Genomic DNA, 19,526 nt, shown 5'->3' with positions numbered 1-19,526 from the left:
TCAGTAGCTTAAAAACTTAGCGTTTTGTTATATCAACGTATTCCCGGTTAATAGCACCAGTATAAATTTGACGTGGACGACCAATAGGCTCTTTATTATCTTTCATTTCTTTCCATTGTGCAATCCATCCTGGCAAACGGCCAAGAGCAAATAAAACGGTGAACATATCCGTTGGGAAACCTAATGCGCGGTAAATAATACCAGAATAAAAGTCCACATTAGGATATAATTTACGTTCAACAAAATAAGGATCTTTTAAAGCTACCTCTTCTAACCTTTTGGCTATTTCGAGCACCTCATCGTCAATACCTAATTTTTCAAGAATATCATCACATGCTTTTTTGATGATTTTGGCTCTTGGATCAAAATTTTTGTAAACCCTATGACCAAATCCCATTAATCGGAACGGATCATTTTTATCCTTTGCTTTGGCTATCCATTTATCAGTATCTCCGCCATCTTCTTTTATCTGCTCAAGCATTTCAATTACTGCCTGGTTAGCGCCTCCATGTAAAGGCCCCCAAAGGGCTGATATACCTGCAGAAACAGAAGCATAAATATTTGATTCTGACGAACCCACAATACGCACTGTTGAAGTAGAGCAATTTTGTTCGTGATCGGCGTGTAATATCAACAAAGTATTCATTGCGCTAACAATTACCGGATCTATTTCAACCTCCTCTGTACGTTGGCCAAAGGTCATGTGCAGGAAGTTGGTTACATAATCATACTTATTTTGCGGATAAATAACCGGATGCCCTAAAGATTTTTTATAAATCCATGAAACAACAGTAGCCATTTTTGCCAGCATTTTTATAATGCTTAGATGCTGCTCCTCATCTGTTTGATGAGATTTTAACGATTCCGGATAAAATGCAGATAAAGCACAAACCAATGATGATAACTGCCCCATTGGATGTGATTTTGATGGAAACCCATCAAAAAACTTTTTCATATCCTCATGAACAAGCGTATGCCGGCTTATCTCATACTGGAAAGAAGTTAGTTGTTGTTGTGTTGGTAGCTCGCCATGTATTAGTAAATATGCAACCTCTATAAAGCTTGACTTTTCAGCAAGTTCTTCTATCGGATAACCACGGTACTTAAGTATGCCTAATTCACCATCTAAAAAGGTAATAGCGCTTTTTGTAGCACCTGTATTTTTGTACCCTACATCAAGCGTTACATAGCCTGTTAGATCTCGTAATTTTGAAATATCAATAGCTTTTTCACCTTCAGTGCCCTCTATTACGGGCAAATCATAAGTTTTATCGCCAATTTTTAATTGTGCAGTCTCCGACATACGAATATTATTAGATGCAACAAATGTAATTAAATCTGCGTATTAATCGGCCTGATGATAGCTTACTATTTGTAAAATTTTCATGGTACATAAAGTTATTATTTAATGACATTGATTTGATAAATAATTCATATTGCATATATTATAAATTAGTCATTAATATTATATTAAATATCATTTACAAAACAGATTAAAACCCTAATTATTAATAATTTAATAAATGTCCTTCAGCAGCAAGCTTCAATTATTCCTGCAAAATAAAAACACCATTTACCGATTACTCCTAATCGGGTTATTTATAGCCAGCCCTTCATTACATTATTTGTGCTTTTATAATTCCTTTGATCCGTTATGGCTCCGCATGGTTAATTGTTTAATCTGCGTAATGGCATTTAGTTTTTCATTCCAGCCAACTAAAATATATTATACCATAAGTCAATACCTTACCATTATTTCATTTTTAGTAATAAATAATTGTATTCTTTTAGGTCGAAATGGGTTTGAACACGTCTATCTTTTTAGTGCCATAACAATTTTTATTGCACTTACCCTTTTCTGTAACAAGCGCTGGGAATTTATTGCCATTGGTTCTCTTAATATAATTGCTACGGTTATTGCTTATATAACTGCTCCAAAACTCTACATTTCAGAAATTGTATTAGTTGGTTTATTAATCATCTTCACCATTATAGCTTATATCTCATTTTTGGTGATGCTGGCATATAAAGTAAAATTTGACAATGCCATTAGCAATGTAATTGAGCTTAATAAATCATTATTCACTAATAGTGAAAGACTACGTCAAAAACGCGAAAACCTCACTGCGCTTATCAATTCACTTAATGATATTGTTTTTGAATTTGATGAAAACAAGATTTGTTTAAACACTTGGTTCCCACACACTGATAATAGAGGGGTTGATCTTGAACTTTTTATTGGAAAAAGATTAGAGTTGATTTTAGGTGATGCAAAAGCTAAAAGTTTTAATGAAGCATTGGATTATGTGATCAAAAATAGACAGCCCACTTCCATTGAATTTTACTCTCTTTTTGGTACTGATAAATGGTTTGTAGGAAAACTTTCGCCTGTTTTTGATGGAAAAGGCAACTATACAGGTCGTATTTCGGCTTCAGTAACTGATATTTCGGAGCAGAAAAAGTATGAAAATGCATTAAAAGAAAGTGAAGCTTTATTACTGCAAGCTCAAACCATTGCCAAAACAGGTAATTGGTGGTATGATTTTCAAACAAATGAGACTTACTGGTCAAAAACCATGTACAACATAATGGAAATTGATACCATTGAAGAAAATATTGATAAGTTCAATTTCCATCTAAGTCTTATTCACCCGTTAGACAGGGATGGCGCTTATGATTTCCTTACGAACATTCATTTAAAAGACGATATTCAACATGTACATAAGATAATTACCCCTAAAGGAAATCTTAAGTATTTTAAACTTCTTAAGGGAAACCTCGAACTTGACAATGAAGGCAAACCTAAACGCATTCATGGTATCACTCAGGATATTACCGATAATAAATTATCAGAAAAACAAATTAAGGTAAGTCAGGCAGAACTGCTTGAGGCACAAGTTATAGCCAAAATAGGAAATTGGAAATGGGATGTTATATTAAATAAGCTTGAATGGTCTGATGAGATTAATAACATTTTTGAGGTTAATCAGAAAAAAATTGCCGACAAAGATCTGGTGAAATTATTAGTAGAATATTCACATCCTGGTGACAGGCAGATAATTAAAAGGCATTTAAAAAATATTCCCAATGTTAGCCATACCTCTTACGAATACAGAATTGTTACGCCCAAAGGTAATGTTAAGCACCTAAGCATTATTATTGGGAAAATAATGCGTCGTGATGACGGAAAGGTTCGTAAAATTATTGGAACGTTACAAGATATTACAGACAGAAAGCAAGCAGAAATTGATTATCAGCGAACAGAAAACAAGTTTAAACTGATTCTTGAAACCATAAAAATGCCTGCTATATCAATTGGCAGTAAAGGCAATATTATTTTCTGCAACAAGTATATGGCAGACCTGCTTGGCTATGAAAAAAATGACCTTTTAAACTTAAACTGGCTGAATAATTTTGTTACTGAAGATTTAAAAGCACTGTTTACAAATTGGTTTAAAAATAATGCATTTGAACTACAGTTTGTTAACCCGGTAATATGCAGAAATGGAGAAAAACGTATTATTAGCTGGCAAAATACAGTAAGCTACGACGAAAATGGCAGAATTAAAGAAGTTACAGGTATTGGAGAGGATATAACCGAACGCGAAAAAGCAACAAGGGAATTAATAACGGCAAAAGAAGAAGCCGAACGTTCATCAAGATTTAAGTCGGAGTTTTTATCGACAATGAGTCACGAAATAAGAACCCCAATGAATGCGGTTATTGGAACAACCAATTTGCTATTAAGCGAAGATCCGAGACCCGAACAATTAGAATATCTAAATACATTAAAATTTTCGGGTGAAAATTTACTTGCGATAATAAACGACATTTTAGACTACAATAAAATTGAAGCCGGTAAATTGGATTTAAATAAGGCCCCTTTCAACATTTATCAACTGGTACAAAAAATAAAGCAATCATTTTTCTCAAAAGCTTCAGAAAAAGACCTACACATTGATTTAATTATAGATAATGCGATTCCGGGATATATAAATGGTGACCAAGTACGATTAGGACAAATATTAAATAACCTGATAAGTAATGCCATAAAATTTACTCATAACGGAAAAGTCACTATCAGGCTTGAAAAGGAAGAACTTAATAACAATCATGTTACTATTAAGTTTACTATAACTGACACTGGTATTGGCATTGCCCCGGAAAACCTGGCCATCATATTTCATCCTTTTGAACAAGAAACACAAAATGCGGACAGTAATTATGGAGGCACGGGTTTAGGTTTAGCTATAACAAAAAGACTGATTGAACTTCATCAAAGTACTATTGCCGTTTCAAGTGAACCAAGACATGGCACACAATTTACGTTTTCAATATCGTTTGACGTTGCTTTATACGAACAAACCAAGGATAATCAGTTATATTCATCAACACCCTCACAACTAAATACAGACCTTACAGGTATGCGCATTCTTGTTGTTGATGATAACAAAATGAATTTGCTTATTGCTTCAAAATTCCTTAAAAAATGGCAAGCACAAGTTGATGAAGCTACCAGCGGATCACAGGCTATTGAAATGACCGAGAAAAATAATTATGATTTGATTCTTATGGATCTGCAAATGCCAATAATGGATGGATTTGAAGCAACAGTTATTATCAAAAAGACCAATCCTCATATACCTATTATTGCACTAACTGCCGACGCTATGCCCGAAACATATAATAAGGCTTTTACAGCTGGTATGTGTGATTATTTGACCAAACCATTTTTACCGACGGTATTGTTTGAAAAAATAGCCAAACACTATGTTCAGATAGAGAGTGGATCTGAGTAATAAATCAGCTCTCCATTATCAGTTTAGTTTGATCGTATAGCCTCTACAGGATCAAGTCTTGCAGCGAAATAGGCTGGGATAATACCTGAAATAACACCAATAGTTATTGACGTACCAATTCCTATGATAATATTCTTGACATCTAATATTACCTGAATATCAGCTACTGCTTTAACCAGAATGGTAACACCGTAAACCATTGCCAAACCAATTATCCCACCCATTAAGCATAAAATAATGGCTTCAATTAAAAACTGTAATAAAATAAAATAGCTTTTCGCTCCAAGCGACTTTTGGATACCTATAATATTAGTCCGTTCCTTAACCGAGACAAACATAATATTGGCAATTCCAAATCCTCCAACCAAGATTGAGAACAAGCCAATAATTAATCCCACTGTATGTAACACCCCAAACACAACATCCAACTGATTGGAAAGTATACTGGTTTTGTTCAAAGCAAAATTATCATCGACACCAGGTCCTAAACGTCGTATTGAACGCATCAAACCTCTTAATTCACTTTCAACGTCAACATCAGTTATGCCACTTTTGCCCCTAACTACAATCTGTGGGTTATAATTTTCATTTTGGATATCAATAACGTTTTTTGCAAAGTTAAGTGGCAATAAAATCTCCTTATCATCCGATATCCCTAAAATGTCATTCCCCTCCTTTTTAAAAACGCCTATCACGGTTACATAACGGCCCATTATTTTCAGTTGTTTACCAACAGCTCCGCCGTCAGGAAATAAATTTTGCGCTATATCATAACCAATTACTGTTACAGGGCTACCAGATCTCGATTCCATGTCGGTAAAGTACCTGCCATCCTCAAAATCAAAGTTCCATGTTTTATCATGATCCTGTGATGCAGCGTCAATTTCAGCACCTTCAACAGTGTTACTTTTATATTTTACTATACGGTTATCAATACTTATTTCATATGAAATTGCAAAAGCAGTTTGACTGCGTTTTTGCAATTCATAAAAGTCTTTCAATTTAGGAACAGGGCGTTGCATGTATTTCCACCATGGATATTCATCCCCCCCACCCCATGGCCATTTTTGTATATAAATACTGTTGCTACCGAGTTTATTTACGCTTTCCTGCAGATTGTTGCGCAAGGTATCTACTGCTGAAAAAACCGATATAATTGTAAATATACCAATGGTTACCCCCAGTAATGACAAAAATGTGCGTAACTTATTTTGCCTTAAAGAATCATAAGCAAATAAGAAGCTTTCTTTGAAAAGTTTTAAAAATATCATCGGTTATGATTTCATTATTTAGATTAGTAATCTACCGATACCTGATTTTGGTTACGGGAAATATATTTTTTAGACTATGCTACGAAGTTTAAGTTACATTTATTTTAATTTTTAAAAACCAATAATCAAAATTGGTGTTAAACTATTCACCTTAATAACCAATATAAGCCTAGCCAACAAAAAAAATCGGTGAAAATACTAAAAAAACTCTTACATTTGCGCCCTTGAAAATTCATATAATTAAACATGAAATTATCTCAATTTAAATTTAACCTGCCCGATTCACTTATTGCCCACACGCCAGCCAACACACGCGATGAATCGCGATTAATGGTGCTGCACCGCGATTCGGGTAAAATTGAGCATAAAATATTTAAAGACGTACTTGACTATTTTGACGATAAGGATGTTATGATCCTTAACAATACCAAAGTATTCCCGGCTCGTATGTACGGTAATAAAGAAAAAACCGGTGCTACTATTGAAGTCTTTTTATTAAGAGAGTTAAACAAAGAACTTAGATTATGGGATGTTTTGGTTGATCCGGCCCGTAAAATCCGCGTTGGTAATAAGCTTTACTTTGGTGATGACGACTTATTAATTGCTGAAGTTGTTGACAATACCACTTCCCGTGGTCGTACAATACGCTTTTTATTTGATGGAACAGACGAAGAATTCCGTCGTAATGTTGAGATACTTGGAGAAACACCGCTTCCAAAATATATAAAACGTAAAGCTACTGCCGAAGATAAGGACCGCTATCAAACTATTTTTGCAAAGCACGAAGGTGCTGTAGCTGCTCCTACTGCTGGTTTACACTTTAGCCGTGAGTTAATGAAACGCCTTGAATTAAAAGGAGTTGAGTTTGCCGAGGTTACTTTACATGTTGGTTTAGGTACTTTCCGCCCGGTTGAGGTTGAAGATCTTACCAAACATAAAATGGACTCTGAACAATTTATTATAGAGGAAAAACAAGCCAATATTGTAAACAGAGCAATTGAGCGCAAAAAAAGAATATGTGCTGTAGGTACTACTTCAATGCGTGCCGTTGAATCTGCAGTATCAGCAAATAAAACATTAAAGGCAGCCAACGACTGGACCAGCAAGTTCATCTTCCCTCCATACGATTTCAGCATTGCTAATTCAATGATTACTAACTTCCACACACCTGAATCAACCTTACTGATGATGATTTGTGCTTTTGGTGGATATGAGCATGTAATGAATGCATATGAAGTAGCAGTAAAAGAAAAATATCGTTTTTACAGCTACGGTGATGCTATGCTGATTATCTAATACAGAAAAGACCTCTTAGATTTGAGATATGAGCTTATAAACTCATATCTCAAATTATTTAATTGATAATACTAAATTTGATCGTTTATTAATTATCAAATGTCCCTTCCCGATCCAATTTCTCCTCTTTCAAATACAAAATCCAACTACGTTATTATTGTTGCAGGTGGTTCTGGTACAAGGATGCAATCTGTAGTTCCAAAACAATTTTTGCTGATTAATGGCAAGCCTGTTTTAATGCATACTATTGAAGCGTTTCACAAAACAGAAGCTAATCCTTCCATTATTATTGTTCTTCACGCCGGTTTCCACAACTACTGGAACCAACTATGTATTGAACATCATTTTGATATCCCTTTTAAATTAGTAAATGGAGGGGAAACACGGTTTCACTCAGTAAAAAACGGCTTAGATATTATTCCAGATAACGTAGATACACTTGTGGCCATCCATGATGCTGTAAGAGCACTCACCAGCAAAGAGATTATTGATAAATCATATAAATATGCCGCCGAACATGGAAACGCCATTACGGCTGTTAAAAGCCGTGATTCAGTAAGGCAATTGAAAAATAATATTTCAGTGGCTTTGGTTCGTGATGAGATTTACCTGGTGCAAACCCCGCAAACTTTTCAATCCGCACAAATAAAAAAGGCATATTTACAGCCTTATAATACCAAATTCACTGATGATGCTAGTGTGGTTGAAGAGATGGGAGAAAAGATCAACCTGATTGAAGGCAATTACAACAATATTAAAATAACTTTTCCTGAGGATATTGCTATTGCTGAATTACTCATGAAATGCTAATAGCACATGGCTCACCGACCATAGTATTTTAACTATGAACTGTGAACCACAGACTACTATTGATAAATTTATGCTCTTCTAATAACACCTAAAAGCAAGGCGATAATAGCAATTACTAAAAGGATATGAATAAGGCCACCGCCAACAGGATAAACAAAGAATCCAAATATCCATCCTATTACAAGGATAACAGCGATTAAATAAAGTAAACTTCTCATTTTGTAATGTTTTAGTTGTTATTAATTTACATCACCATAACTAAAACCATTCCAAAAAAGAAGTGCCCATAAAAAAACCCTGTTTTAGGCAGGGTTTCAATGTTTTGTATAAATTTTAATATTCGTCCTCATTAAAAAAGAAGTCATCTTTTGTAGGGTAATCAGGCCATATCTCTTCTATATTTTCGTACGGCTCACCATCATCTTCCAGGGCTTGTAAGTTTTCAATAACTTCAACAGGCGCTCCGGAACGGATAGCATAATCAATCAACTCATCTTTTGTTGCTGGCCAGGGTGCATCTTCAAGGTGTGATGCCAGTTCAAGTGTCCAATACATATTCTATTATTTATTTTATTCGGTAAATTTAACTTTTCGCAAAAGTATAATATTTTTAATTCGATTATCAATATTTTTTTTGAAATTTTCAAACACGTGGTATCCACTGATTTTCAGTGATTTTACCATCATGTCCAATCTTCCTCGCCAAAGTAAACAAATAATCACTCAATCTGTTCAGATAAATATTCACTTTATCATCAACAAAACTTTCTTCAGCAAGTTGCACAGTGATCCTTTCAGCCCTCCTGCAAACACATCGTGCAATATGGCAATAAGAAATGGCATTACTACCTCCCGGCAAAATAAAATGGCGCAATTCTGGCAAATTCTCATTCATCAGGTCCATTTCTTTTTCAAGTAACTCAATATCAGTTAAATGAAGGTCGGGTATTACCATCTTTGATTTTTCCGGATCCGAAGCTAAAGATGAACCAATGGTAAATAATCTGTCCTGCACCTGTTTCAATACACCTTTATCATGCTCTGATATATCCTGATCAGCAATTAAGCCAACATATGAGTTCAATTCATCAACCGTTCCATAACTTTCAATACGGATGTGGTATTTTGCAACACGCGTCCCCCCGATTAATGAAGTAACACCCTTATCGCCTGTTTTGGTATATATTTTCATTTTATTTGTTCAATTTCGAATTTATTATTTTGATTTGAATTTAACCATCTAATTCTATATTTATTATTTACTTGCAAGCGTTAACACCAAATAAAGAAACAGTATACATCTTTTTATGTTATTACTTTTGTTGAAGTAACACATAATCAATCTGGTTAATGAAATCAATCCCATTTATACTCCGTTCAGGTCTTATTCTGTTAAATTCTTTTTTATTATTTAGCGTAAGTTGCTACAGCAACAGTAACGCACAATCAGTTTCACCGGCACATAAAACTGAAATCAGCGGTCTTTTAAGCGAAAAACAGTTCAATGATCTTTTCCCTATGAGAGATAAGTTTTATACCTATACCGCCTTTATAAGGGCAGTAAAAGAACTGGGACTTATAAAAGTTAAAGTGGTAAGAAGAGCAGTTTCTGTTTACCAATTTACCCGTACCGATAAAAGAACGGGAAAAGCGGTTATAATTCGCCAGGATGAAGATTGGAATGAAGACTGGGCCAAAAAAAAGCCTGATAGTTCTTATGTGATTGATTTCGGCAACTTTTGCTCAGAAAAAGATATTACTACAAATAAAAAAGAACTGGCGGCATTTTTTGCCAACATTGCCCACGAAACCCGCCATGGTGAGGATGGAAAATATAATGATGGATTGATGTTTATCCATGAAAACAACACCTCTTTACCCTACGTTGCCCCTAATGATGTATACCCCGCTGTTGCCGGAAAAAAATATTATGGCCGCGGCCCTATGCAATTAAGCTATAACGGTAATTATGGCTATGCGTCTGATTGTATTTTTGGAGATAAAGCAGTTTTGTTAAACAACCCGGGGCTTGTGGAAACAGATCCGGTTGTGGCATTTGAAACAGCCATATACTTTTGGATGACCCCGCAAACCTACAAGCCATCAGCTCATGATGTAATGGCTGGCAAATGGGTTCCTAAAGCTACCGATAAAGCCGCAGGACGTACGCCAGGCTTCGGGATGACCATCAACATCATAAATGGACAAGTGGAATGCGGCAAGGGCAATAATGTATATGGCATGAATAACCGTATTGCCTTTTATCAATATTTCCTAAAAAAACTTGGTGTCAGTGATCCTAACTGTGCCTGCTCTTGTGGTAATATGAAATCATACTAACGGTGTAGAGTATTCAAATACCCTATTTGCTTATTGACAGCAATTAAGTATTTTTATCGGGTATGAATAACTTACCATTTGATACCATAGGCCTTTGTTCTGAAGAAATAGATCGCTTTCACGATACCTATAAAGCGCTTAAATCAAAATTCCAGGTTGAGACAACCGGAACTATTGATTTTCATTTGGAGCAGTTTGAAATATTTAACAGCTATATGGATTTCAATCTCAGGGATTCGTTTGCTATTAAACATCAGCAAAATGACAGCTACTTGTTTTTCCTGGAAACGCAAACAAAAAATCATGAAAAGGGTAGCATTGCCGGTTGTTTGGAACATCAGACCTGGGCGTTGGCTTATCTGAAACATGATTTTGGTCGGGTATTAATCCGTCGCGAAACAATTGCCGATAAAATAATTGAGCTGGTTCACCCGGTTGAACTGGATTTTGAAGAGGATAAAGCATTTAGCGATACCTTTTACGTTTTAGTAAATGACCGCACAAAAGCTACCAGGGCTATAGACCGCCATTTTAGAAACGCTGTTATGGATGTACGCGAAGATAATTTTATAATTGAAATTGTTGAACACACCCTTGTTATTGGCGACCGTAAACCCATATCGCCTGAAAGAGCTGTATTTTTGGCGGAATTTGTAACACGTGTATGTAATACATGTAGTTGATTCTATTTCTGGGATGTAACGCTAATTATCAGAGTATTGTATTATCTTAGAAGTATTAACTTCAATCCATTAATATTTATACCTAAACACACATTATGAAAAAATTAACCAGAGAAGAATTGAAAAACATTAAAGGCGGATTACAAACCCCTCCTGCCGGATGCTTTTGCTTTATCCCTGATGATAATTTACCCGGTGGTGGATTAAGCCCTGATTGTTATTTTGGAGACAATCAGGATTTATACTGCCCAACTGGTGAGCTATTAGGCTGCTGCTAAGAAAAACGCGTGGGTTCATAGTATTTTAAAATGAACACCGTGAACGCATGGTATGGTAAAATGAATTAATCTTTAAATTCAGGAATTCCTTGTCTTTGTACCCTTTGAATATTGGTATTGGCAAAATCATTTTCAACCAAACCATCACGCATACGTACTATACGGTGGGCGTGTAGCGCTATATCCTCTTCGTGAGTTACTAATATAATGGTATTACCTTTGGCATGGATGTCCTCCATCAGGCCCATTATTTCAATAGAAGTTTTGGTATCCAGGTTACCCGTAGGCTCATCAGCCAATATAATAGATGGATTATTGATCAAGGCACGGGCCACAGCAACACGCTGGCGCTGTCCGCCTGAAAGCTCATTGGGCTTGTGGGTGATACGGTTGCCAAGACCTACGTTTTCTAAACTGGTTTTTGCTCGTTCCTGGCGCTTTTCTTTGCTTACACCGGCATAAATGAGGGGTAAAGCCACATTATCCAATGCTGTATTACGGGGTAAAAGATTAAACGTTTGAAAAACGAAACCTATTTCAGTATTCCTTACTTCAGCCAGTTCGTTATCAGTCATGTGGCTAACGTTTATACCGTTCAAAATATATTCGCCTTTTGAAGGGGTATCCAAACAGCCTAGAATATTCATCAAAGTAGACTTCCCCGATCCAGAGGGGCCCATTAAAGCCACAAATTCGCCCTTATTGATAGTTAACGATACGGATTTAAGCGCATGAATAACTTCAGTTCCTATTACGTATTTCCGTCCTATATCTTTTAAAGTAATGAGTGGCTCCATAATTTTCTTGTTTTGACTATAGTGACGGATACTTTGTTACAGCATTTTTTTAAAAAGTAAAAGAATTGGGAATAACTACCCAATCACCTTCGCCACTAAAAAGAAATCCTTATCATGCTTAGGTGCATTTTCCAGCGCTTCTTCATGCGTAATATCCTGCTTAACCACGTCTTCCCTAAACCCATTCACCTCGTTGGTCATATAAATCAACGGTTCAATTCCGGCTGTATCAATTTCATTCAGCTTATCCATAAAACCAAGTATCTTGTTCATGTCGCCAATCATTTCCTGCTTTTCATCATCTGAGAGTTCAAGCCTGGCCAAATGGGCTATTTTATCAACGGTTTCTTCATCTATGGTCATAACAATACTAGTTTCTGTTTAATAATATCATGCACCTCATCGCGTAGCGCATCAGCATCATCCAATGTTAAATGCGCAGTTTCAATCGGTTTGTGTACAAATATATTACAAATGCCCGGTCTGCTGCCATATTCACTACCTGTATTCCAAAAAATCTTCCAGGTATCAATAGATGTAATGGGTAAAATTGGAATTTTCAGTTCGATGGCTAATCTGAATGCGCCATTTTTAAAGGAATGCAAATTTGGTGGGTAATCACGCGGAATGGTGGCCTCCGGAAAAATCACTACACTTACCCCATCCTTTAATCGTTCAGCAGCTGTTTTAAATGCCCTAAATGATGAAATTTTACTATCGCGATTCACCGTAATATCTATCGTTCTGAAAAAAAATCCTAAAACCATATTATTCAGCAATTCCTCTTTCCCAATAAAGCAATGGTTGTTTTTTGCAGTGATACATATTGCTGAAACATCAAGATTTGAGGTATGGTTACCTATTATAATATAAGTGCGACTCCAGTCAACTTTTTCTTCTTCAATTGCATTGAAAAATATGCCCGAAACAGTAGTACTTAACTTGATAATCAATCTTCTAAATCCGTTAATATATTTGTAGCGCTGCTTTTTTCGGGATAAGAAGTACAATATGGGCCATACCAAAATAAAAAAGAAAGCAACACTATATCGGTAAAAATAGGTGTGTAATCTTTTTAGGGTGAGTTTCATGATCACCAAAATAAAAAAAAAGTCGTTGGAGTCAAATAGCTTTGATTAAGTGAATATACTTTTTCATTATTTAATCCAACCCATTAACCAATCTTTTGCTGAATAATATTATAAACTTCATCTTTAAGCGTATCAGCATCGTCAGCGGTTAAATTATGGGTACCAATGGGCTTATGTACATAAAACTTGCAAATACCTGGCCTGGTGCCATATTTAGTACCATCATCCCAAAGCATTTTCCATGTATTGGATGACGACACCGGAATAATAGGTATTTTCAGATCTATGGCTAATCTGAAAGGCCCATTTTTAAACTCATGTAATTTGGGCGGATACTCGTCATCAATCTTTCCTTCTGGAAAAATAATAAGTGAAGTTCCGTTTTTAAGTCGTTCACCAGCCTCTTTAAAAGCCCGGTAAGATGACATTTTACTATCACGATTAACCGGTATATCAACCGATTTAAAAAATAGTTTTGTAACCAAGCCATCTTTCAATTCTTCCTTACCCATAAAACTGCAATTATTGTTTACCAGTATACACATAGCTGCAATATCAAGGTTGGAGGTATGATTGGGGCAAACAACATAGGTTTTGCTCCAGTCTATCAGTTGCTCATATTCATATTTAAAAAAGAAACCAACAAGGGCCGAACTCAAAAATCCCCATGCACGCCGCACGGCATTCATGCTTCTATAGCGCGATGGTTTACGGGATAAATAGTAAAATATGGGCCATAATAAAAAGTAAGTAAGGGCAACACTAATAACGTATAAGTAAACGTGTACTTTCTTTAATAACATTTTCATTTTCACCAAAAATATAAAAATTACTTACTTTCGCCCCATGGAAACTGTTGTTAGTGGTATCCGTTCAACCGGGAACTTACATTTAGGAAATTATTACGGAGCAATACAAAACTTCGTAAAAATGCAGCACGAGTATAACTGCTATTTTTTTATTGCCGATCTGCATTCGTTAACTACCCACCCTACTCCTGCCGACTTACATGGCAATATTAAACAGGTGCTGGTAGAATACCTGGCCGCCGGGATTGATCCTGAACGTGCCACCATTTATATACAATCTGATGTGCCTGAGGTATCTGAGCTGTATCTCTACTTAAATATGAACGCCTATTTAGGCGAGTTGGAACGTGCTACATCATTTAAAGACAAAGTACGCGCAAATCCTGATAATGTGAATGCAGGCTTGCTTACCTACCCTGTTTTAATGGCTGCGGATATTCTTATTCACAAGGCCACAAAAGTGCCAGTGGGCAAGGATCAGGAACAACACCTGGAAATGTCCCGTACCTTTGGTAACCGCTTTAACAGACTATATAATAAAGAATATTTTCCGGAGCCATATGCCTTCAACTTTAGCGATAACCTTGTAAAAATTCCGGGATTGGATGGTAAAGGTAAAATGGGTAAGTCAGAAGGTGAAGGCAATGCGGTTTATTTATCCGATTCGCCCGAGGCTATCCGTAAAAAGGTAATGCGTGCCGTTACAGACAGCGGCCCTACTGTTGAAAATTCAGAGAAACCTGTCGAAATTCAAAACTTGTTCGATATTATAAAAGTGGTATCATCTGCCGATACTTATGAGCATTTTGATAACCTGTACAATACCTGCCAGATACGTTATGGTGATCTAAAAAAACAGCTGGCTGAAGATATCATTATCGCTACAGCACCTATCCGCGAAAGAATAAATGATATCGCTAATGATACCCTTTATTTGCGTCAGGTGGCCCGTCATGGTGCCATTAAAGCCAGAGAAAGTGCGTCAAGAACTATCCGCGAAGTAAGAGAAATTATCGGCTTTAAAAATTTTTAAGGAGTAAAGCCTGAACCAGAATTTTCAGAATTATTTCTGTGAATTCATTCAATGAAAAAGAAATCTATCCATTAAAAATTCAAGTAATTCTGTAAATTCGGCAACTTGAGGTTCAGATAAATAACTTAAATACTGATATGCACATAGCTATTGTAGGAAACATAGGCGCAGGTAAAACCACACTTACCGAATTATTGGCGAAAAATTATAGCTGGGATCCTTTATATGAGGCTGTAGATAATAATCCGTACCTGGAAGATTTTTACAGTGATATGAAACGCTGGAGCTTTAATCTGCAAATCTATTTCTTAAATACCCGTTACCGCCAGATCATCGAGATCCAGAAAAGTGGACAGGACATTATCCAGGACAGGACTATTTATGAAGATGCCTACATCTTTGCTGAAAACCTGCATGATATGGGTTTGATGACCACCCGCGATTATGAGAACTACCAGGCTATGTTTGATAACATTACCGAGTTTATAAAACCGCCCGATCTTTTAATTTACCTCAAAGCATCTGTCCCTACCCTGGTAAACAACATACAGCACCGTGGCCGCGAATACGAATCAGGTATCAGGTTGGATTATCTGTCAAAACTGAATGAAAAGTACGACAAATGGATAAAAGGTTACAAACTCGGCAAATTACTGATTATTGATAAAGACAATATTGACTTTGCCAATAACACCGAAGACCTGGCCAGCGTTGTACAAATGATTGAGCGTGAAATACACGGGTTATTTTAATTTTTAGCATTACGGTTTAAGATTTACGATTGATCTGCCTATTTGCAATCGTAAATCTTAAATCTAAAATAGTAAATAATGAATATCCTCGGAATAATCCCTGCCCGCTATGCATCTACCCGCTTTCCGGGTAAACCATTGGTTGATATTGCTGGTAAAAGCATGATTCAAAGGGTTTATGAGCAGGCAAAAAAGTGTGATCAACTGGCTGAAGTGATTGTTGCTACCGATGACGAACGCATTTACAAACACGTGCATGATTTTGGCGGATCGGCCATCATTACCTCGCCCGATCATCAAAGCGGAACCGACCGCTGTGCCGAAGTTGCCCTTAAACATCCGCAATACGAGGTAATCATTAACATACAGGGTGATGAGCCTTATATTGACCCGGAACAGATCAGCAAACTGGCTTCCTGCTTTCAAAATGCAGATACGCAAATTGCTACCCTTATAAAGAAGGTAAATACTGAGCAGGAATTATTTAATACCAATTCGCCCAAGGTGGTAATCAATAAACTATCGGAGGCCGTTTATTTTTCACGCTCCCCGTTGCCCCATATCCGCGGACAAGAGCAAACAGATTGGTTAAAACACTATACTTATTTTAAACACATTGGTATTTACGGCTACCGCGCCGATATTTTACAACAAATCACCAAACTCCCAGTATCTCCCCTCGAAAAAGCGGAAAACCTGGAACAGCTGCGCTGGATAGAAAACGACTATCGTATAAAAGTAGCCGAAACTGAACTGGAAACTTATGCTATTGATACGCCGGAGGATTTGGAAAAGTTAACGAAATAATAGCTCTCGCATAAAACTTATCGGGCCGGAAGCTGACGTAAAAAATAAAGCCCTGAATTTAACAACCTGGTTAAGCCTTAAACAATGAAAACCCTATTCACAATTACATTTATCACCTCCATTTTATTTGCCCTTACAGCCAAAGCTCAGCATGATTATGTGATCACCGCAGGTGACGATTCACTAACATGTGAAATTAATGTCCGCTTGCTTGGAGTTCCCAAATATCAAGCAAAAGGAGCTAAAGAGTCCAAAAAGATCAGGCCCGATGAAATTAAAGAGTATTATATAGCGGATCAGGATGCATTATTCAAATCGGTATTGGATATGAGTGGTGCCGGATTTAATGAAAACCCGCGGTTATTTATGCCTGTTTTGGAAAAGGGCAAAATTTGTTTATATCAAATGATTTACAGCACACCAGGAACTTCGGTTGGGGTTGGCCTGGGCCCTATTGCTATAGGTGGAGGTACTTCCACTATTAAATACTATGTCAGCAAAATCGACGATTGGGTAAGTGAAGTAAAAACCGACGGTATATTTACCTCATCATCTAAATTAAGAATCAAAAATCGTGCATTTTTGAACATGATTGAGGACAATAAAGAGGTTTACAATAAATGTTTAGCAGATAATGATTTTAGCTTTAAAGCCATTCGAAACCTCATACACCTCTACAATACAGGTACACCCTATAAAGACCCCCCTTATGTAGAGCCTAAAGAAGATTCGTCAAATGGTTTCAACCCAAATCAAGACTAAGATATATAGTTAAAACATATCTGGAAACTTCTACAATTAAAGCATTCAATAAGCTAAACCTCATTAAACTTAAAATAATGAAAACCCTATTTACAAAAGCATTTATTTTAATTGCCATAATTTCATTTGCCTTCACCGCCAAAGCTCAACAAGATTATATTATTACCACAAATGGTGATTCCATAAATTGTAAAATCAGTTTCCCTTTAATAGGTTCCCCTAAGTATAAGGTTGAAGGCACCAATGAATCTAAAAAAATTAAAGTTGACAAAGTTAAAGAATACTCAATTGCGCGTAGAAACCAAACATTCAGAGCTGTTGTAATTAAAAAGGCCACCACCTTTTTCCCTACAAAACCTTTGTATATGACGGTTATAGAAAAAGGTAAAATAAATTTGTATGAAATGATCTACACCAACACATCTGCTAATGGAGTAAGTACCTCTACAAAGGTATGGTACGTTAGCAAGGCTACAGATACGGTAAGTGAGTTAAAAACCACAAGTATTTTTTCCATGGATTCTAAAAAAGATAGGAAAGACAATTTTCTGGATCTGATAAAGGATAATAAAGAGGTTTCTGACAAGTATTTGTCAGAAAACAAATTCAGCTTTAAGGCTATCCTAAACCTGGTGCGTTTGTATAATACAGGAGACACTACTTATAAAGATCCTGCAGGCAATACATCTGTTAAAAAAGATGATAAAACCAATAATTCCAATAAAAACTGATTGAATCATGTGCTACGCGAAGTCAAAAAAATCGCGTAGCACGAAAGTAATTTATTAATTACCCTCATCAAATATCCATTTTTTTGCTTCGTCAGAGTTGATCATAGTATCGCCATTATGACCACTGCCTGCTACCACATTGTAATTACCTTTATGGGTATATCCGGGAAAACAACTAAGATACGATACGTAATTTAAACCCCGCTCCAAGCGAAAACGGCCTTGCAAATTTCCAGAACAGGTTACATCTAAATTAGGATCATCTGTTCTGGTATCCTTCTCGCCTAATAAAATCACAATATCCCGCTGCATCACGTTACGCTTTATATTTTCCGCACCAATTGTATTTGCATAAGTATTAAGTTTTAATAATCCTTTGGGGTAATTATTATATTCCGGGCAGCCTGATGTATCAGGCACGCCAAAAGTTTTATCAGCCAGCGGACGTCTTCCATCCAGATACATATACGATGATGGGTCCATCACCAAAAACCTGAATTTATATTGAGTAAATCTATCAGGAACAGGTGTAATAGCCGAATAACGCTGTACAAATTGCCCCCCTGCCGAATGCCCGCATACAATTACTCTTTGTATATTAGGGAATTTACCCGAGCTAAGTACCGCTGTTAATAAGGAATCCAATACTTCGTACGAGCTGATTTTTAAACTTTGAGGCCTGTTATCGCTCGAAATGGACGTATGTCCATCCTTCCATTCCGCTTTTTTCCAGTATAAAAAATCATTACCCAATTGATAATAATCCAGGTCTTCTGCATTGGCATATTGAGGAGCTATCAACAAAGTTTCCTTCTTTTTATTAGTCGCCCTTAACATCCGTTCACCATATTCAAAGTAGTCTTCTCCGTTGCGGTTAATGCCATGAATATAAACAAGCAAGGTTTTCACCGAAGTATCCACCGTTGTTAAAAAGTGGTTACTTGCATAACGCAATTTTTGCGTTCCACCCTTTTTATGCAGCTCAAAAACGAAGGGGCATGAGCGTTCTGTTTTCTTATTTTGGGCAATAGCTATATAACCTTGTAAAACAAGCAACAAACCCAATAATGGGTGTACAAAATATTTGTTTTTTTTCATAGCACCCCAAATTAGGCAGATTTATTTGAAAAGCATCCGTCATTTCTAGATGACTGCGTAAAGATTTTGTTAGGCAGATGAACATCTCCAACTGTAAAGTCATCTAATTTTCATACCTTTTTAACAATTACATTTTCTTCCGCCAAGTCCTGAAAATTTTCCTACTTTT

21 protein-coding genes are annotated in these 19,526 nt (G+C 36.3%); 11 read left to right on the top strand and 10 right to left on the bottom strand.

Going from position 1 to position 19,526, the window contains the following annotated elements:
* Positions 1-16 precede the first annotated feature (16 nt).
* Positions 17-1,303, bottom strand: a complete 1,287-nt coding sequence (locus tag JN11_RS02415; RefSeq protein ID WP_144909255.1) for a citrate synthase — start codon at positions 1,301-1,303, stop codon at positions 17-19.
* 385 nt (positions 1,304-1,688) lie between these two features.
* Here JN11_RS02415 and JN11_RS02410 point away from each other — a divergent pair, with 385 nt between their 5' ends.
* Complete coding sequence (locus JN11_RS02410; RefSeq protein ID WP_170227674.1) at positions 1,689-4,799, top strand: PAS domain-containing hybrid sensor histidine kinase/response regulator; 3,111 nt, start codon at positions 1,689-1,691, stop codon at positions 4,797-4,799.
* Between the two features lie 23 nt (positions 4,800-4,822).
* Here the strand turns inward: JN11_RS02410 and JN11_RS02405 are convergent, their stop codons facing one another.
* A complete protein-coding gene (locus JN11_RS02405; RefSeq protein WP_144909252.1) occupies positions 4,823-6,070 on the bottom strand; it encodes an ABC transporter permease in 1,248 nt (415 codons plus the stop codon).
* 246 nt (positions 6,071-6,316) lie between these two features.
* Between JN11_RS02405 and queA the strand changes: the two genes are divergently transcribed.
* Entirely contained in the window at positions 6,317-7,366 is a 1,050-nt protein-coding gene (gene queA / locus JN11_RS02400) for a tRNA preQ1(34) S-adenosylmethionine ribosyltransferase-isomerase QueA (protein WP_144909250.1), read from the top strand.
* A gap of 99 nt (positions 7,367-7,465) precedes the next feature.
* Positions 7,466-8,176, top strand: a complete 711-nt coding sequence (locus JN11_RS02395; protein WP_144909248.1) for a 2-C-methyl-D-erythritol 4-phosphate cytidylyltransferase — start codon at positions 7,466-7,468, stop codon at positions 8,174-8,176.
* Positions 8,177-8,244: 68 nt separating this feature from the next.
* Here the strand turns inward: JN11_RS02395 and JN11_RS02390 are convergent, their stop codons facing one another.
* The 3 genes from JN11_RS02390 to JN11_RS02380 all read right to left on the bottom strand — a co-directional run bounded on the left by JN11_RS02390 (position 8,245) and on the right by JN11_RS02380 (position 9,368).
* Positions 8,245-8,394 carry a lmo0937 family membrane protein gene (locus tag JN11_RS02390; RefSeq protein ID WP_144909245.1) on the bottom strand — a complete coding sequence of 50 codons (150 nt, stop codon included), beginning with the start codon at positions 8,392-8,394 and terminating at the stop codon, positions 8,245-8,247.
* A 115-nt stretch (positions 8,395-8,509) separates the two neighbouring features.
* Positions 8,510-8,731 carry a DUF2795 domain-containing protein gene (locus JN11_RS02385; protein WP_002996718.1) on the bottom strand — a complete coding sequence of 74 codons (222 nt, stop codon included), beginning with the start codon at positions 8,729-8,731 and terminating at the stop codon, positions 8,510-8,512.
* 88 nt (positions 8,732-8,819) lie between these two features.
* Positions 8,820-9,368, bottom strand: a complete 549-nt coding sequence (locus tag JN11_RS02380; RefSeq protein WP_144909244.1) for a cob(I)yrinic acid a,c-diamide adenosyltransferase — start codon at positions 9,366-9,368, stop codon at positions 8,820-8,822.
* A gap of 158 nt (positions 9,369-9,526) precedes the next feature.
* Here JN11_RS02380 and JN11_RS02375 point away from each other — a divergent pair, with 158 nt between their 5' ends.
* The 3 genes from JN11_RS02375 to JN11_RS02365 all read left to right on the top strand — a co-directional run bounded on the left by JN11_RS02375 (position 9,527) and on the right by JN11_RS02365 (position 11,477).
* Positions 9,527-10,516, top strand: a complete 990-nt coding sequence (locus JN11_RS02375; RefSeq protein ID WP_144909242.1) for a chitinase — start codon at positions 9,527-9,529, stop codon at positions 10,514-10,516.
* Between the two features lie 62 nt (positions 10,517-10,578).
* Complete coding sequence (locus JN11_RS02370; RefSeq protein ID WP_144909240.1) at positions 10,579-11,199, top strand: hypothetical protein; 621 nt, start codon at positions 10,579-10,581, stop codon at positions 11,197-11,199.
* A gap of 95 nt (positions 11,200-11,294) precedes the next feature.
* A complete protein-coding gene (locus JN11_RS02365) occupies positions 11,295-11,477 on the top strand; it encodes a bacteriocin-like protein (RefSeq protein WP_144909238.1) in 183 nt (60 codons plus the stop codon).
* 65 nt (positions 11,478-11,542) lie between these two features.
* Here JN11_RS02365 and JN11_RS02360 read toward each other — a convergent pair whose 3' ends face one another.
* The 4 genes from JN11_RS02360 to JN11_RS02345 all read right to left on the bottom strand — a co-directional run bounded on the left by JN11_RS02360 (position 11,543) and on the right by JN11_RS02345 (position 14,174).
* On the bottom strand, positions 11,543-12,274 hold the full coding sequence (locus tag JN11_RS02360) for an ABC transporter ATP-binding protein (RefSeq protein WP_144909236.1): 732 nt from the start codon (positions 12,272-12,274) through the stop codon (positions 11,543-11,545).
* Positions 12,275-12,349: 75 nt separating this feature from the next.
* On the bottom strand, positions 12,350-12,637 hold the full coding sequence (gatC, locus tag JN11_RS02355) for an Asp-tRNA(Asn)/Glu-tRNA(Gln) amidotransferase subunit GatC (RefSeq protein WP_144909234.1): 288 nt from the start codon (positions 12,635-12,637) through the stop codon (positions 12,350-12,352).
* Positions 12,634-13,365, bottom strand: coding sequence for a lysophospholipid acyltransferase family protein (locus JN11_RS02350; RefSeq protein ID WP_144909232.1), 732 nt, complete (start codon positions 13,363-13,365; stop codon positions 12,634-12,636). The genes gatC and JN11_RS02350 overlap by 4 nt, the downstream gene beginning before the upstream one ends.
* Before the next feature lie 83 nt (positions 13,366-13,448).
* Positions 13,449-14,174 (bottom strand): lysophospholipid acyltransferase family protein, encoded by a 726-nt coding sequence (locus tag JN11_RS02345; protein WP_144909230.1) that lies wholly within the window; start codon positions 14,172-14,174, stop codon positions 13,449-13,451.
* A 37-nt stretch (positions 14,175-14,211) separates the two neighbouring features.
* Here JN11_RS02345 and trpS point away from each other — a divergent pair, with 37 nt between their 5' ends.
* The 5 genes from trpS (at position 14,212) to JN11_RS02320 (ending at position 18,259) form a co-directional block, all read left to right on the top strand.
* Positions 14,212-15,207 carry a tryptophan--tRNA ligase gene (gene trpS / locus JN11_RS02340; protein ID WP_144909229.1) on the top strand — a complete coding sequence of 332 codons (996 nt, stop codon included), beginning with the start codon at positions 14,212-14,214 and terminating at the stop codon, positions 15,205-15,207.
* A 137-nt stretch (positions 15,208-15,344) separates the two neighbouring features.
* On the top strand, positions 15,345-15,959 hold the full coding sequence (locus JN11_RS02335; RefSeq protein ID WP_144909227.1) for a deoxynucleoside kinase: 615 nt from the start codon (positions 15,345-15,347) through the stop codon (positions 15,957-15,959).
* Between the two features lie 78 nt (positions 15,960-16,037).
* Entirely contained in the window at positions 16,038-16,766 is a 729-nt protein-coding gene (kdsB, locus tag JN11_RS02330; RefSeq protein WP_144909225.1) for a 3-deoxy-manno-octulosonate cytidylyltransferase, read from the top strand.
* An 84-nt stretch (positions 16,767-16,850) separates the two neighbouring features.
* Positions 16,851-17,528: a hypothetical protein gene (locus JN11_RS02325; protein WP_144909224.1), complete on the top strand. Its 678-nt coding sequence runs from the start codon at positions 16,851-16,853 to the stop codon at positions 17,526-17,528.
* 77 nt (positions 17,529-17,605) lie between these two features.
* Complete coding sequence (locus JN11_RS02320) at positions 17,606-18,259, top strand: hypothetical protein (RefSeq protein ID WP_144909222.1); 654 nt, start codon at positions 17,606-17,608, stop codon at positions 18,257-18,259.
* Positions 18,260-18,313: 54 nt separating this feature from the next.
* Here JN11_RS02320 and JN11_RS02315 read toward each other — a convergent pair whose 3' ends face one another.
* A complete protein-coding gene (locus tag JN11_RS02315; protein WP_144909220.1) occupies positions 18,314-19,357 on the bottom strand; it encodes a hypothetical protein in 1,044 nt (347 codons plus the stop codon).
* Positions 19,358-19,526: the final 169 nt, after the last annotated feature.

The sequence above is a fragment of the Mucilaginibacter frigoritolerans genome (assembly GCF_007830615.1).
In the GTDB taxonomy this organism is placed as follows: Bacteria; Bacteroidota; Bacteroidia; order Sphingobacteriales; family Sphingobacteriaceae; genus Mucilaginibacter; species Mucilaginibacter frigoritolerans.
The sequence above is the reverse complement of the archived record's forward strand: the minus strand, read 5'-3'. Positions and strand labels throughout refer to the sequence as shown.

What these genes read in the sequence shown, in the direction of transcription:
- JN11_RS02415 (WP_144909255.1), bottom strand. Translation starts at nt 1,303, where the DNA reads ATGTCGGAGACTGCACAATTAAAAATTGGCGATAAAACTTATGATTTG.
- JN11_RS02410 (WP_170227674.1), top strand. Translation starts at nt 1,689, where the DNA reads ATGGCATTTAGTTTTTCATTCCAGCCAACTAAAATATATTATACCATA.
- JN11_RS02405 (WP_144909252.1), bottom strand. Translation starts at nt 6,070, where the DNA reads ATGATATTTTTAAAACTTTTCAAAGAAAGCTTCTTATTTGCTTATGAT.
- queA (WP_144909250.1), top strand. Translation starts at nt 6,317, where the DNA reads ATGAAATTATCTCAATTTAAATTTAACCTGCCCGATTCACTTATTGCC.
- JN11_RS02395 (WP_144909248.1), top strand. Translation starts at nt 7,466, where the DNA reads ATGTCCCTTCCCGATCCAATTTCTCCTCTTTCAAATACAAAATCCAAC.
- JN11_RS02390 (WP_144909245.1), bottom strand. Translation starts at nt 8,394, where the DNA reads ATGAGAAGTTTACTTTATTTAATCGCTGTTATCCTTGTAATAGGATGG.
- JN11_RS02385 (WP_002996718.1), bottom strand. Translation starts at nt 8,731, where the DNA reads ATGTATTGGACACTTGAACTGGCATCACACCTTGAAGATGCACCCTGG.
- JN11_RS02380 (WP_144909244.1), bottom strand. Translation starts at nt 9,368, where the DNA reads ATGAAAATATATACCAAAACAGGCGATAAGGGTGTTACTTCATTAATC.
- JN11_RS02375 (WP_144909242.1), top strand. Translation starts at nt 9,527, where the DNA reads ATGAAATCAATCCCATTTATACTCCGTTCAGGTCTTATTCTGTTAAAT.
- JN11_RS02370 (WP_144909240.1), top strand. Translation starts at nt 10,579, where the DNA reads ATGAATAACTTACCATTTGATACCATAGGCCTTTGTTCTGAAGAAATA.
- JN11_RS02365 (WP_144909238.1), top strand. Translation starts at nt 11,295, where the DNA reads ATGAAAAAATTAACCAGAGAAGAATTGAAAAACATTAAAGGCGGATTA.
- JN11_RS02360 (WP_144909236.1), bottom strand. Translation starts at nt 12,274, where the DNA reads ATGGAGCCACTCATTACTTTAAAAGATATAGGACGGAAATACGTAATA.
- gatC (WP_144909234.1), bottom strand. Translation starts at nt 12,637, where the DNA reads ATGACCATAGATGAAGAAACCGTTGATAAAATAGCCCATTTGGCCAGG.
- JN11_RS02350 (WP_144909232.1), bottom strand. Translation starts at nt 13,365, where the DNA reads ATGAAACTCACCCTAAAAAGATTACACACCTATTTTTACCGATATAGT.
- JN11_RS02345 (WP_144909230.1), bottom strand. Translation starts at nt 14,174, where the DNA reads ATGAAAATGTTATTAAAGAAAGTACACGTTTACTTATACGTTATTAGT.
- trpS (WP_144909229.1), top strand. Translation starts at nt 14,212, where the DNA reads ATGGAAACTGTTGTTAGTGGTATCCGTTCAACCGGGAACTTACATTTA.
- JN11_RS02335 (WP_144909227.1), top strand. Translation starts at nt 15,345, where the DNA reads ATGCACATAGCTATTGTAGGAAACATAGGCGCAGGTAAAACCACACTT.
- kdsB (WP_144909225.1), top strand. Translation starts at nt 16,038, where the DNA reads ATGAATATCCTCGGAATAATCCCTGCCCGCTATGCATCTACCCGCTTT.
- JN11_RS02325 (WP_144909224.1), top strand. Translation starts at nt 16,851, where the DNA reads ATGAAAACCCTATTCACAATTACATTTATCACCTCCATTTTATTTGCC.
- JN11_RS02320 (WP_144909222.1), top strand. Translation starts at nt 17,606, where the DNA reads ATGAAAACCCTATTTACAAAAGCATTTATTTTAATTGCCATAATTTCA.
- JN11_RS02315 (WP_144909220.1), bottom strand. Translation starts at nt 19,357, where the DNA reads ATGAAAAAAAACAAATATTTTGTACACCCATTATTGGGTTTGTTGCTT.